Raw genomic sequence first — 14,871 nt, 5'->3', positions numbered from 1 at the left:
TGCATAATGATGGTAACAAGTTAATAGAAGAAAGGTTTCTAACGATGACCTTTCCTGTATTAATTTAGCAAAACACCTACCTCTATAGGTGGGATTATATCAGTAAATAAAAGATAGCCTTTGGTAACGAAAGCGGTCTAAAGAATTAGAGAACTGTAGCAAAAAAGCTCTAACGGTCATCTAGTTTTGTACATTTCGAATACTGGATGTATTGCTAATCTGTGCCATCAGTCATAGTAGAGGCAGATACTAAACGCTAAGGCGGAATTACTTTATAAAAGTGCCTATTAAGGGAGTGACAATATTGGAATATGTGATTGAAATGCTAGGAATCCGGAAAGAATTCGGTAATTTCGTGGCGAATAATAATATCACCCTCCAACTGAAACAAGGCGAAATCCATGCATTGCTTGGAGAGAATGGTGCAGGTAAATCGACTTTGATGAACGTCCTTTTTGGTTTGTATCAACCAGAGGGTGGCGAAATTCGCGTTCGTGGGAATGCTGTAAAAATTACAAACCCAAATGTTGCCAATGATTTAGGGATTGGTATGGTGCATCAGCACTTTATGTTGGTAGAGAATTTTACGGTAACAGAAAATATTATTTTAGGCTCCGAGCCAACTAAAATGGGTATTGTCAATATAAAAGATGCATCTAAAAAAGTACAAGCCCTTTCTGAGAAATATGGTTTGGATGTTGATCCTAATGCCAAAATTGAAGACATCACTGTTGGTATGCAACAACGTGTTGAAATATTAAAAACATTATACCGTGGTGCTGAAATTTTAATTTTTGATGAACCAACAGCCTCTTTAACACCACAAGAGATTACGGAATTAATTCAAATTATGCGTCGTCTTATTGCTGAAGGGAAATCGATTATTTTAATTACCCATAAGCTAAAAGAAATTATGGAAGTGTCCGATCGTGTAACGATTATCCGTAAAGGTGAAGGAATTGGCACTGTTGTAACCGCTGACACAAATCCTGATCAGCTAGCTGAAATGATGGTTGGCCGACAAGTTGAATTTAAAACAGAAAAAACGGATGCGAATCCAACTGAAGAAGTACTTGCTATCCATGACTTAGTCGTAACGGATTACCGTGATATCGATAAAGTAAAAGGTCTGAACTTAAAGGTTCGCAAAGGTGAAATCGTCGGTATAGCAGGTATTGATGGAAACGGTCAATCAGAATTGATCGAGGCGATTACAGGTCTTCGTAAAATTAAAAGTGGTACTGTTGAACTAAATGGTAAAAACATTACAAATTTGAAGCCTCGTAGAATAACAGAAGAAGGCGTTGGGCATATTCCGCAAGACCGTCATAAGCATGGTTTAGTACTAGATTTCCCGATTGGTCATAATATTGCGCTACAAACGTATTACCAATCTCCTATAGCTAAAGGCTTTGTAATGGACTATAAAAAAGTGTCGGAGAAAGCCAATCAAATTATTAAAGAATACGACGTACGTACAGGTAATGGTGAAATGACACCTGCTCGTGCATTATCTGGTGGTAACCAACAAAAGGCTATTATTGGTCGTGAAATTGATCGTAATCCAGATTTATTAATTGCCGCTCTACCAACACGAGGTCTTGACGTAGGGGCGATTGAATTTATTCACTCGCGTCTTATTGAGCAACGTGATAAAGGGAAAGCTGTTCTGTTAATTTCCTTTGAATTAGATGAGGTTATGAATGTATCGGATCGCATTGCCGTTATTTATGATGGTCAAATTGTGGACGAATTAAATCCTAAACAAACAACAGAACAAGAGCTTGGGTTATTAATGGCAGGTCAAAGTAAAAAAAATAACAAGCATGATGCGAAGGAGGGGAACGACTAATGTCAAATCGTGTCATTAATATACTCGTTCCTATCATCTCTATCATTATCGGTTTAATTGTAGGGGCTATCGTCATGGTAGTCAGTGGCTATGACCCAGTACAAGGTTATATCGCTCTTTGGACAGGTATTTTTGGAGATTCATATTCAATAGGGAACACAATTCGTCAAATTACACCATATATATTAGCAGGTCTTGCAGTAGCATTCGCCTTCCGTACAGGGCTGTTTAATATTGGTGTTGAAGGTCAGCTTATTTTAGGTTGGTTAGCAGCGGCTTGGGTAGGTTATGCATTTGAGCTACCTAAAGTTATACACTTACCATTGGCATTACTTGCAGCAGCAGCAGCAGGTGCATTTTGGGCCTTTATTGCAGGTTTCTTAAAAGCGAAATTTAAAGTGCATGAAGTAATTGCGACAATTATGCTTAACTATACGGCGTTATATATTGCAAACGCGGTCATTAAAAAATTGTCAGATGGTAGCTTTAAAACAGAACGTATCCATGAATCAGCTTCATTACGTTCTCCGTTTTTAAGAGAGCTTACAGACAACTCAAGTCTTCACTATGGGATCATTGTTGCACTATTAATGGTTGTTGTGATGTGGTTTATTTTAGAAAAAACAACGCGTGGATATGAGCTGAAAGCTGTAGGGTTCAACAAAAACGCTGCAGATTATGCTGGTATGAGCGTTAACAAAAACATTATTTTAGCGATGACTATTTCAGGTATGTTTGCAGGTCTTGGCGGAGCGATGGAAGCTCTAGGTACGTTCCAAAACGCATCCATTAAACCTGGCTTCACTGGAATTGGTTTCGATGGTATCGCCGTAGCCTTACTTGGTGCAAATACACCGCTTGGCGTAGTATTCGGGGCATCACTCTTTGGTTCATTAAAATATGGTGCTTTAAATATGCCAAATGCTGCTGGTATACCGGAAGAAATTGTATCGATTATCATCGCGTTAATTATCTTCTTCGTAGCATCAGGCTATATTATTCGAGTAGGCTTACAGAAGCTGAGCAAGAAAAAGGAGGGACAATAACATGAGCTTTTTAGAAATGTTATATTTCATCATCCCTTCAGCGATTCTATATGCAACACCTTTGATTTTTACAGCCATCGGTGGGGTATTCTCTGAACGCTCTGGTGTTGTCAACATCGGGCTAGAGGGCTTAATGATTGTTGGTGCTTTTGTTGGTATATTTATCAATTTAGAATTTGCTTCATCATTAGGTGCGGCAACTGTTTGGGTAGCTATGCTAGCGGCTGTTGTAATTGGTGCGATTTTCTCACTTTTCCATGCCGTTGCTTCTATTTCATTCCGTGCCGATCAAACAGTATCAGGGGTAGCTATTAACTTATTAGGCTTAGCTGCTACTGTATTCTTAGTAAAAATGATTTATGATAAAGGTCAAACAGATATGATTGACCAACCGATTCGCCGTTTTGGTATTCCTTATTTAGAGGACATTCCATTCTTTGGCCGTTTATTGTTCCATGATGTTTACAGTACGTCTATTCTGGCGTTTGTGGTAGCATTTGGTGCTTGGTTTATTATTTATAAAACACCATTTGGCTTACGCCTTCGTGCTGTAGGTGAACACCCAATGGCGGCAGATACAATGGGGATTAACGTCAATAAAATGCGTTATATTGCTGTTATGATTTCTGGAGCTCTAGGTGGTCTTGGTGGTGCTGTCTACGCACAAACAATTACGCACGACTTCTCACATGCGACAATTGCTGGTCAAGGTTTCATGGCGATTGCTGCCATGATTTTCGGGAAATGGCATCCAATTGGTGCGTTAGGTGCAGCCTTATTCTTTGGTTTAGCACAAACATTAAGTATTGCAGGGAACCAAATTCCACTCATCGAAAATGTTCCAGCCGTTTATCTACAAATCTTACCATATGTATTAACAATCCTTGCTTTAGCAGGCTTTATTGGTAAAGCGAATGCTCCTAAGGCAAGTGGTCAACCATATATTAAAGGTAAGCGTTAAAATAAGTCATGATCAAAGACTGAGTGAAATATGCTCAGTCTTTTTTTCCATGTTGAATACATATAATTTATAGTTTTTCCCATACATACTTTGGATTCTTTTTGCAATTATAGACAGTAGACATGTATAGTATGTGTAGTACATCGTTATATTAAGAAGGATAGGAGGGTTTCATATGTTTAAAACTATACCTTTTGCCAAAGGTGTCAATTTGCATATCCGACAAACGACCCAATTTAAAACCGTAAATTTTTCAATTAAATGGAGAAGAGCATTAACAGCTAAAAGTGCATCAGAACGTACTGTGTTAACTAATGTGCTTCAGCATAGTAATGCTAAATATAAAACAACTGCTGCTTTCAGAAGCTTCTTAGATGATCTATATGGCACTGTTTTATATTTTGATACGTCTAAACGAGGTAATGAACATACAGTGCTCATGAATGTGGAGACGGTAAATGATCATTATTTAGCCAATACAAGTGTGTTAAATGACATGCTTGGTTTATTACACACGGCTATTTTTGAGCCAAATTTAGAAAATGGAGTTTTTAAGGAATCCATTGTGGAACGTGAAAAGAAGACAGTTATACAACGTATTGAATCTATTTTTGATGATAAATCTCGCTTTGCACAATTCCGCTTACAACAAATCCTAAGACCAAACGAACCAGCGTCTATTTCGGCAAATGGTAGTGTTGAGGAAATTCAAAAAATTACCCCTTCCTCCTTATTTGAGGCATATCAATCGATGCTAGCTAACGATAAAATAGATATTTATGTTGCTGGGGATATTAATGAAGAGGAAATTGTAGCGAAATTAAAAAAAGCGCTACCATTTAACGATCGTACACCTGAGGAAGTACCAGCTGTTCTTCCGCAACAACATCCTCAAAACGATTATGTTCGAGAACAGCACGAGATGAAGCAAGGGAAGCTTCACATTGGCTTTAGTACGCCAGTAAGATTTGGTAGTCCGGACTTTGCTAAAATGCAGATTTTCAATGGTATTTTCGGCGGCTATCCCCATGCTAAATTGTTTATGAATGTTCGTGAAAAAGAAAGTTTGGCTTATTATGCTTCTAGCTCCTATGCTTCTCATTATGGTCTCGTATTTGTAGTTTCTGGTATCGAGGCTAAAAATGAGGAAAAAGCGTTATCACTCATTAAAGAACAGCTTGCGACAATGCAGTCTGGCAACATTACTGATTTAGAGCTAGAACAAACAAAAGCAATGCTCACGAATCAATTAAAAGAGTCCTTGGATTCTGCCCGTGGACAAATTGAAATTTTCGATCAATATAAAGATTTACCAGAGGAATTTTCTGTGGAATCTTGGGCTAATAAGTGGAAAGCTGTGACGAAGGAAGATGTTATGGATATGGCGAAGCAAGTGCAGCTTGAAGCGGTCTATTTCTTATGTGGAAAGGAGCAAGCCGCACAATGAAAACAATTGAATTTAAGCAATTAGATGAAACTCTTTATTATGAAAAGCTTGAAAATGGATTAGATGTATATATCTTGCCGAAAAAAGGTTTTTCTAAAACATTTGTTACATTTACAACGAAGTACGGTTCTATTGATCGCACTTTTGTACCAATAGGTCAAACAGAAAGCATGACGGTGCCGGATGGAATCGCTCACTTCTTAGAGCATAAAATGTTTGAAAAAGAAGATGGCGACGTCTTCCAAAAGTTCAGCGAATATGGAGCTTCTGCTAACGCCTTTACATCATTTACGCGTACGGCATACTTATTCTCCTCAACTGATAATATTTACAAAAGTACCGAAACATTATTGAATTTCGTGCAAGAGCCTTACTTTACAGAAGCGACCGTCAACAAAGAAAAAGGAATTATTGGGCAAGAAATTACCATGTATGATGATCAACCAGATTGGCGTCTATATTTCGGAACGATTGAAAATATGTATCATCATCACCCAGTAAAAATTGATATTGCTGGTACAATTGAATCGATTGATGGCATTACAGCCGATCATTTATATACGTGCTACAATACGTTTTATCACCCATCTAATATGCTATTATTTGTGATTGGTGCAGTGGACCCTGAGGAAATGATGACTTTTATTCGTGATAATCAAGGGAAAAAAGAGTTCTCAGAACCGGTATCCATTCAACGTTTCTTTGATGAAGAACCAACAGAGGTAGCGATAAATGAACGAACATTAAACATGGATGTACAAAAGCCTAAAGTTTATGTTGGATTGAAGGCAAAAGAAACCAATTTGTCAGGACGAGAAATGTTAAAGCATGAGCTCTCTGTTCAAATTGCACTAGAACTTATTTTTGGACGTACATCTAATTTTTATGAACGTGTTTACGAAGAAGGTTTAATTGATGAAACGTATGCATTTGATTTTACATTAGAAAATGGTTTTGGATTTGCTATGATCGGTTCTGATTCTTCAGAGCCTGATAAATTAACATCTGCAATAAAAGAAGAATTGGCTAAATTTGAAGGGAATTCACACTTTGAAGGTGCTGATTTAGAACGTATTAAACGTAAAAAAATTGGTTTCTTCTTACGCGCTTTGAATTCTATTGAGTTTATCGCCAATCAATTTACTCGTTACTCCTTTAATGACATGAATCTATTTGATGTTGTCCCAGTTCTTGAGGAATTAACAGTTGATGATTTATACAAAGCATTTGCCTCCATACAAGGTGAATCTCAACAAACCGTGTTTAAAATTTTACCAAGTAAGCAGGATGCCTAGTGAAAAAGTTTGCTCTTGTACTAGGTGCATCAGGTGAGATTGGTCACGCTATTTGTCATAGCTTAGCTGAAGAAGGCTGGTCCATCTATTTACATTATTCAACTAATAAAAATGCTGCAGAAACTTTATGTCATACACTTTCTAAAACTTTCCCTGCGCAAGAATTTATGCTTGTACAGGGGGATTTTTCAATTGAAACAGGAGCAGAAATGGTAGCCGCACAGATTTTTAATGTGCAGGCTATTATTTTCGCAAATGGACAAGCACATTATTCGCTGCTAGAGGATACAACAGTAAAAGATATGGACGCACTATGGCGAGTCCATGTTCAAAATCCGATGAGGCTGACGGCTTTACTATCTGAAAAGCTTCGCCAGCATGATGTAAGCTATGTTTTATTTATAGGCTCTATATGGGGCGAAGCTGGGTCAGCTGGTGAGGCGCTGTACGCAACTGTAAAAGGAGCACAACATGCATTTGTTAAATCCTATGCAAAGGAAGCGGCATTATCTCGTATTCGAGTAAATGCCATTGCTCCAGGTTTCATTAATACATCCATGAACAGTCATTTAAGTAAAGAGGAGCTTAATTATATTTTGGAAGATATTCCTTTAGGGTCAATTGGGCAAACAAAAGACGTGGCTGAGATGGTTCGCTTTTATTTATCTGGGAAAGCCGATTATGTAACAGGACAAATCATTCGATTAAATGGTGGCTGGTACATATAATATTCTTTTTTACACATACTACATGTGTAAAGGAGGAGAAACATATGACCATTTTAGAAAACTGGCAAAAATGGACATCGTTTTTAGGACAAAACGTTATACAAGCTGAATCAAGTGGTATGCCTAAGAAAATGATTCAAGCAGCTGCTGTCCAAATTGGTGAATATTTAGCTTCAAATGTAGATCCTAAAAACGAGCAAGAGCGAGTGCTATCAGATTTATGGGGCGTTGCCTCTGAAGATGAAAAGCATGCTTTGGCGAATTGTGTCGTTAAGCTTGTCCAAAATAAGCATGTGCAATAAAAAAAGGGGAGAGCTTATCTCCTCTTTTTTTTATATAAAAAATTTATTTTTTAGTGAAAAAGGGAACGTATGTAAGCCTTATTTCTATGCATTCAAAAAAATTAGTAAGTTTTTAAAAATAACGCCGTAATTCCATGTATTCTAACTTTCCATTACATAAAAAATCAGCTATGATGGAACTTATAAAGGATTTTTTACGTTAACTAATAGGAAGGGAACGAGTGTGTTGAGCGATTGGTACTTTGAATATGAGATTCAGGTGAATCGCCCTGGATTATTAGGAGATATTGCTTCACTTTTAGGGATGCTACGTGTCAATATTATTTCAATTAATGGTGTCGATGAGGATCGACGTGGTATGTTAGTGCATACAGACAATGATGAGGCAATTGAACGTTTTCGTACAATTGTTTCGACAATGGAACATATTAACGTGACCAAATTTCGACAACCGAAACTTCGAGACCGCTTAGCTATTAGACACGGTCGTTATATTCCTCGAGATGCAGATGAAAAAAACACTTTCCACTTTGTAAGAGATGAACTTGGTATTTTAGTCGATTTTATGGCCGAACTCTTTAAAAAAGAGGGACATAAGCTGATTGGTATTCGTGGCATGCCACGCGTTGGTAAAACGGAGTCTATAGTAGCAGCAAGTGTTTGTGCCAATAAAAAGTGGATTTTTCTATCGTCCACAATGATAAAACAAACCGTTCGTAATAAACTAGTGGGGGATGAATTTAGTCGTAATAATATTTTTATTTTAGATGGTATTGTGACTCGTCGCTCGTCTGATGAGCGACATTTACAATTAGTGCGTGAAATGATGAATATGCCATGCATTAAGGTTGTAGAGCATCCTGATATGTTTGTTCAGCATTCCGAATATAAAATAGAGGATTTTGATTATATTATTGAATTACGTCATCACACAGATGAAGAAATTACTTATGAAATAATGGAAAAAAATCATATGTCCGAATCCGATTCATTTGGTGGATTTAATTTTTAATTTGATGTTAAAGTAGGTGTTATTAGTGGCAGAATTAGGGACTCGACTGAAAGAGGCGAGACTGTCTAAAGGCTACAGCTTAGACGATTTACAAGAAATAACGAAAATTCAAAAGCGTTATTTAGTAGGAATTGAAGAGGGCAATTATTCCATTATGCCTGGCTCGTTTTATGTACGAGCTTTTATTAAACAATATGCAGATGCTGTTGGTTTAAATGCGGAAGAAATTTTAGAGACTTATAAAAAAGAACTACCGAGTACTCCAAATGATCAAGTAAGTCAATCCATAACGAATAGTCCAAGCAGAAGAAAGGTCACAAAAGGCCCTTCCAATAAAATGATGGAGGCAATGCCGAAAATCATTGTTGGGTTATTTATTGTTGTGATCATCGTGGTAATATGGGTGCTATGGCAATCCAAAAACAGTCCAGGGACAAGCGAGGGCAACACAACATCCCCTGAAATTGAATATGATACAAATGCCAAGCCTATCGATAGTGCCAAAGATAAGAAAGAAAAAGAAGAAAAAGATGCTCTGAAAAATGACCAAAAAGATACAGACTCTAAAGAAGAAACACCAACTGATGAAGATCAAACTGATCAAACTGAAGAGATCAAGCAAACCATTTCCGCAGGTACTGTTGAAGCAGATGGAGCAACAACTTCTTACACGTTAACAGGTACAGATACATTGAAACTTAAAATCGAAGTTTCAGGTCCTACATTTGTTGGTATTCGTAATCAGCAGCAACAAGAATTATTAACGGATACTCGTGTTTATAATGCTGGTGAAGTGGTAGAATTCGACGCGACGACTGAAAATTATGTTCGTATCCGTCTTGGTAATTCTACGCAAGCTAAAATCTATATTAATGACGAGCTTCTCACGTATGCACAGCAAGTTGTAACTCAAAATATCGTCATCAATTTCAATAAAGAACAGTAGTCATCATGTGATGACTACTTTCTTTCATCATGAAAGGTGTTAGAAAAATGAACATACCAAATAAAATTACCATCTCACGAATTTTACTTATTCCATTTTTTGTCATTGTTATGATGTTTGATTTTGGCTGGGGAACATTGACTCTATTTGGGGCAGAGATGCCAATCCATCATTTTATAGGTGCACTTATTTTTATTTTAGCTTCGACAACTGATTGGGTAGATGGTTTTTATGCACGTAAGTATAATCTTGTGACTACATTTGGGAAATTTTTAGATCCCTTAGCTGATAAATTACTTGTGTCAGCAGCTTTCATTTTAATGGTAGAGCTTGAAATGGCACCAGCCTGGGTGATTATCATTATTATTAGCCGTGAATTCGCTGTGACGGGTTTACGCCTTATTTTGGCAGGTGGCGGAGAGGTCGTTGCGGCCAATCAGCTTGGCAAAATTAAAACTTGGGCACAAATTGTAGCAATCGCTGCAGCTCTTCTACACAACACAATTTTCACACTCATTGGTATTCCTTTTGATATGATTATGCTATATGTAGCATTATTCTTTACGCTTTGGTCTGGGTGGGATTACTTCTACCTTAATCGACGTGTTTTACTTGAGTCTAAATAAGAAAGGTCTTGTGAATCATGAATGCTGAAATTCTTGCGGTTGGCTCAGAGCTATTATTAGGTCAAATTACGAATTCGAATGCGAGATTTATCTCGAACCAGTTATCCGAACTAGGCATTAATGTTTTCTACCATACAGTAGTTGGTGATAATGCAAAACGTTTAGAACAAGCTATTGAAGTGGCAGAATCTCGTGCAGATTTAATTATTTTTTCGGGAGGACTAGGACCTACGAAAGATGATTTAACAAAGGAAACGATTGCTCGCCATCTCGGTGTTTCTCTAGAATTTGACGAAGTTGCATTAACATATATTGAGCAGTTTTTTGCCAAGCGAGGACGTCCTATGACGGAGAATAACCGGAAACAGGCTTTAATTCTAGCTGGGAGCGAAATATTAGCCAATCATCACGGAATGGCGCCTGGTATGATTTTTAAAAACAATAATCGTACGTATATTTTACTACCAGGGCCACCAAAAGAGCTTGAGCCTATGTTTCAATTTGAGGCGAAACCTAAGCTTGCCGCGATGCTTAATGATGGAGGGATCATTGCCTCTCATGTGATGCGTTTTTATGGGATTGGTGAGGCCGAGCTTGAAGTTCAGGTACAGGATATTTTAGATGCCCAAACAAATCCAACTGTCGCTCCACTTGCATCGGATGGTGAGGTAACATTACGCGTCACAGCTAAAGCAGATACCGAACAGCAAGCCCAACAACTTATTGCCGCCAAAGTAGCAGAAATACAAGCCCTTGTTGGTGACTATCAATATGGTGTGGATGATGACTCACTTGTTTCAAAGACAGTTGAAATGCTAGTAGATAATAATCTAACTATTTCTGCTGCAGAAAGTTTAACGGCAGGGTTGTTTCAATCAGAGCTTGCGGAAATTCCAGGGGTAGGGAATGCACTCATTGGAGGCGTAGTGACCTATGCGGCAGAAGCAAAAGTAAAGCATCTTGGTATTTCACAAGAATTAATAGATACACACGGCGTTGTGAGCGGTGAATGTGCTGCTGCAATGGCAAGTGCAATTCGAAAACAATTTGGGACAAATATCGGCATTGGGTTAACAGGAGAAGCAGGGCCTACAGCACATGACCATCAGCCAGTAGGAACGGTTTGGATTGGTATTGCCATCAATGATGAGGAGCCACTTACATACTTACTTCATTTATCTGGTATGCGTAATACAAATCGACTCCGTGCAGTGAAATTTACATGCCATTATTTAATGCAGCGTTTGGAAGAACGCGGCTATACAAAACGATATTAATATAGAGTGAAGAATAGGAATTTGGGTAGAGGAAAACTATCCAAATTTTTATTTTGTAGAAAAAACGAATAAATGTTCGCTTTTTTCTTGCGTGTTTTCTCAAAAACAAGTATAGTAGAGATAGACAAAAACAGTGAACAGTTTTCGAAGGAGGAAAATGAATGAGTGATCGTAAAGCAGCCTTAGAACAGGCTTTAAAACAAATTGAAAAGAATTTTGGTAAAGGTTCAATCATGAAACTCGGTGAAAAAACCGACTTAGAAATTGCGACATCATCAAGTGGATCACTAGCACTTGATGCGGCATTAGGCGTAGGTGGCTATCCACGTGGACGTATTATTGAAGTATATGGTCCTGAATCATCAGGTAAAACAACAGTTGCTTTACATGCTATTGCTGAAGTACAAGCAAAAGGTGGACAAGCGGCATTTATCGATGCAGAACATGCATTGGACCCAATCTATGCTCAAAAATTAGGTGTCAACATTGATGAGTTATTATTATCACAGCCAGATACAGGAGAACAAGCACTTGAAATCGCAGAAGCACTAGTTCGTAGTGGTGCAATTGAGATCATTGTAATAGACTCCGTTGCAGCATTAGTACCAAAAGCTGAAATTGAAGGGGATATGGGTGATTCTCATGTCGGCTTACAAGCCCGCTTAATGTCACAGGCATTACGTAAACTTTCAGGTTCTATTAACAAATCAAAAACGATTGCTATTTTCATTAACCAAATTCGTGAAAAAATTGGGGTAATGTTCGGAAATCCGGAAACAACACCAGGTGGTCGTGCCCTTAAATTCTACAGCTCTGTACGTTTAGAAGTTCGCCGTGCAGAAGCTATTAAGCAAGGTAATGATATTGTTGGTAACCGTACGAAAATTAAAATTGTGAAAAATAAAGTAGCGCCGCCTTTCCGTACAGCTGAAGTTGATATTATGTATGGAGAAGGTATTTCTAAAGAAGGCGAAACAGTTGATTTAGGTGTAGAATTAGACATCGTGCAAAAAAGTGGATCTTGGTATGCATATGGCGATGAGCGTCTAGGTCAAGGACGAGAAAATGCAAAACAATATTTAAAAGAAAACCCTGCTGTTTTGGAAGAAATCTCAAACAAAATTCGATCTTCTTATGGTATTGCCGCTAATTCTTATACAATTGCTGCACATGAAGAAGACGAGATGGATGAAGAATTAATGTCACTTCTTGATGAAGAATAATCAAACGATTGCATTGTTCCCAATTTATTACGGGAACAATGCTTTTTTTGTCTATAATCTAAAATTTTTACACATAATAAGATAGAAGCTATATGCCTCAGAAATTATTTCTTATGTACTGGGTTAATGTAAAAGGTGTAAAAGGAGAATTTTTTCCTAGTGTAAAAGTAACAGGGAAAAAATTCACTGAATGGATAGGACTTACTTTTTTTCTTCTCAAAGGGCGAACAGATGCCCGACTATCCTTGACAGAGCTGATGGCTAGTTATACAATTAAATATGTATAATTTCTGAATTATGACTTTAAATAGGCAGTACATTTTATCTTCATTTAGCAAAAGTTTTATAGTTACATGTCCTTTTCGAAGGATGTCAAAACGCCTACTGAATGCAGATAATACCTTTGGCCAATGAAACAAGTTTTGTGTGAAGACTAACAAAATATTGCGCAATTTGCCAAGGCGACATAGATGTATGCGCCGACTGAAACTGTAATACCCAAATAGCAAGAGGAGGTGTTCATATGGATGGAATTACTATCATCTCCGCTTTGCTTGGACTCATCGTTGGTGCCGCTGTTAGCTATATCTACATGAAAAAAGTGAATGACTCAAAAATCACTGGTGCTAAACATGTCGCTGAAACAATCGTTGAAGAAGGAAAACGAGAAGCGGAGGCATTAAAGAAAGAAGCACTACTTGAAGCCAAAGATGAAACTCACAAATTTCGTACTGAAGCCGAAAATGACATTCGTGAACGTCGTTTAGAACTTCAAAAACAAGAGAACCGTTTATTGCAAAGAGAAGAGAATCTTGATCGCAAGGATGATGCTCTAAATAAGAGAGAAGCAAGCTTAGAGCGTAAAGAACAAGCTCTAGCTGAAAGACAACAGCATATTGAACAGATGGAGAGCAAAGTGGACGAGCTCGTTGCATCACAAAAAACAGAGCTAGAACGTATTTCTGCTTTAACGAGAGAAGAAGCAAAATCAATTATCTTAAATGAAGTAGAAAAAGAGCTAGCAACTGATATTGCTGTGATGACGAAGGAAGCTGAAACACGTGCAAAAGAAGACTCAGATAAAAAGGCGCGTGAAATTTTATCATTGGCACTACAACGATTTGCTGCAGATCATGTAGCTGAAACAACCGTATCTGTTGTAAACTTGCCAAATGATGAAATGAAAGGTCGAATCATTGGTCGTGAGGGCCGTAATATTCGTACATTGGAAACGTTAACAGGCATTGATTTAATTATTGATGATACTCCAGAAGCGGTTATTTTATCAGGCTTTGATCCAATCCGTCGTGAAACGGCTCGACTTGCACTTGAAAAACTTGTACAGGATGGCCGCATTCACCCAGCACGTATTGAAGAAATGGTGGAAAAATCTCGCCGTGAAGTGGACGAACAAATCCGCGAAACTGGTGAGCAAACTACATTTGAAATTGGCATTCATAACTTACATCCAGATTTAATGAAAATTTTAGGCCGCATGAAATATCGTACAAGCTATGGACAAAACGTCCTAAAACATTCAATTGAAGTCGCGCATTTGGCAGGTTTACTGGCAGCTGAATTAGGTGAAGATGTGGCGTTAGCTCGTCGCGCAGGATTATTACATGATATTGGTAAAGCCATTGACCATGAAGTAGAAGGTAGCCATGTTGAGATTGGCGTGGAATTAGCAACAAAATACAAAGAACATCCAGTCGTTATTAATAGTATTGCTTCGCATCATGGTGATACAGAAGCAACGTCTGTGATCGCGGTATTAGTCGCGGCAGCTGACGCTTTGTCAGCAGCTCGTCCAGGTGCACGAAGTGAAACACTTGAAAACTATATCCGCAGACTTGAAAAGTTAGAGGAAATTTCAGAAAGCTATGATGGCGTAGAGAAATCTTATGCAATTCAAGCTGGACGTGAAATCCGAATAATCGTACAACCTGAAAAAATTGATGATTTAGCTTCTCATCGTCTTGCTCGTGATATTCGCAAACGTATTGAGGAAGAATTAGATTATCCAGGTCATATAAAAGTAACAGTCATTCGCGAAACTCGTGCTGTTGAGTACGCGAAATAATATTGAAAGTTAGAGGTTTCTCTAGATTCATATCTAGAGAGCCTCTTTTTTAATTTAGCCAGAGTCATGTTTG

The 14,871-nt window shown here is 37.9% G+C and carries 13 protein-coding genes; all 13 read left to right on the top strand.

The genetic code is table 11. The features are described 5' to 3' along the window. Nucleotides 1–304 precede the first annotated feature (304 nt). The 13 genes from AC07YC_RS02390 to rny all read left to right on the top strand — a co-directional run bounded on the left by AC07YC_RS02390 (nt 305) and on the right by rny (nt 14,798). Nucleotides 305–1,852, top strand: coding sequence for an ABC transporter ATP-binding protein (locus tag AC07YC_RS02390; protein ID WP_336634304.1), 1,548 nt, complete (start codon nt 305–307; stop codon nt 1,850–1,852). Further along, complete coding sequence (locus tag AC07YC_RS02385; protein ID WP_012293322.1) at nt 1,852–2,898, top strand: ABC transporter permease; 1,047 nt, start codon at nt 1,852–1,854, stop codon at nt 2,896–2,898. Before AC07YC_RS02390 ends, AC07YC_RS02385 begins: the two co-directional genes overlap by 1 nt. 1 nt (nt 2,899) lies before the next feature. After that, nucleotides 2,900–3,859: an ABC transporter permease gene (locus AC07YC_RS02380; protein WP_036124095.1), complete on the top strand. Its 960-nt coding sequence runs from the start codon at nt 2,900–2,902 to the stop codon at nt 3,857–3,859. A 175-nt stretch (nt 3,860–4,034) separates the two neighbouring features. Further along, nucleotides 4,035–5,306, top strand: coding sequence for an EF-P 5-aminopentanol modification-associated protein YfmF (gene yfmF, locus AC07YC_RS02375; protein ID WP_025113988.1), 1,272 nt, complete (start codon nt 4,035–4,037; stop codon nt 5,304–5,306). Then, nucleotides 5,303–6,601 (top strand): EF-P 5-aminopentanol modification-associated protein YfmH, encoded by a 1,299-nt coding sequence (yfmH, locus tag AC07YC_RS02370; protein WP_336634302.1) that lies wholly within the window; start codon nt 5,303–5,305, stop codon nt 6,599–6,601. Before yfmF ends, yfmH begins: the two co-directional genes overlap by 4 nt. Continuing rightward, nucleotides 6,601–7,329 carry an elongation factor P 5-aminopentanone reductase gene (gene ymfI / locus AC07YC_RS02365; protein ID WP_446935649.1) on the top strand — a complete coding sequence of 243 codons (729 nt, stop codon included), beginning with the start codon at nt 6,601–6,603 and terminating at the stop codon, nt 7,327–7,329. The genes yfmH and ymfI overlap by 1 nt, the downstream gene beginning before the upstream one ends. Nucleotides 7,330–7,373: 44 nt before the next feature. Further along, on the top strand, nt 7,374–7,631 hold the full coding sequence (locus tag AC07YC_RS02360; protein ID WP_494918283.1) for a DUF3243 domain-containing protein: 258 nt from the start codon (nt 7,374–7,376) through the stop codon (nt 7,629–7,631). 226 nt (nt 7,632–7,857) lie between these two features. Further along, entirely contained in the window at nt 7,858–8,643 is a 786-nt protein-coding gene (locus AC07YC_RS02355) for a DUF3388 domain-containing protein (RefSeq protein ID WP_008178931.1), read from the top strand. A gap of 16 nt (nt 8,644–8,659) precedes the next feature. Further along, a complete protein-coding gene (locus AC07YC_RS02350) occupies nt 8,660–9,589 on the top strand; it encodes a helix-turn-helix domain-containing protein (protein WP_175422988.1) in 930 nt (309 codons plus the stop codon). 47 nt (nt 9,590–9,636) lie between these two features. Then, nucleotides 9,637–10,215: a CDP-diacylglycerol--glycerol-3-phosphate 3-phosphatidyltransferase gene (gene pgsA / locus AC07YC_RS02345; protein ID WP_494918282.1), complete on the top strand. Its 579-nt coding sequence runs from the start codon at nt 9,637–9,639 to the stop codon at nt 10,213–10,215. A gap of 17 nt (nt 10,216–10,232) precedes the next feature. Then, entirely contained in the window at nt 10,233–11,492 is a 1,260-nt protein-coding gene (locus tag AC07YC_RS02340) for a competence/damage-inducible protein A (protein WP_336634299.1), read from the top strand. 161 nt (nt 11,493–11,653) lie between these two features. Further along, on the top strand, nt 11,654–12,715 hold the full coding sequence (recA, locus tag AC07YC_RS02335) for a recombinase RecA (protein ID WP_025113994.1): 1,062 nt from the start codon (nt 11,654–11,656) through the stop codon (nt 12,713–12,715). Between the two features lie 523 nt (nt 12,716–13,238). Continuing rightward, on the top strand, nt 13,239–14,798 hold the full coding sequence (gene rny, locus AC07YC_RS02330) for a ribonuclease Y (protein WP_008178918.1): 1,560 nt from the start codon (nt 13,239–13,241) through the stop codon (nt 14,796–14,798). Nucleotides 14,799–14,871: the final 73 nt, after the last annotated feature.

It is taken from the genome of Lysinibacillus sp. GW247-5R2A (assembly GCF_059424475.1).
The sequence above is the reverse complement of the archived record's forward strand: the minus strand, read 5'-3'. Positions and strand labels throughout refer to the sequence as shown.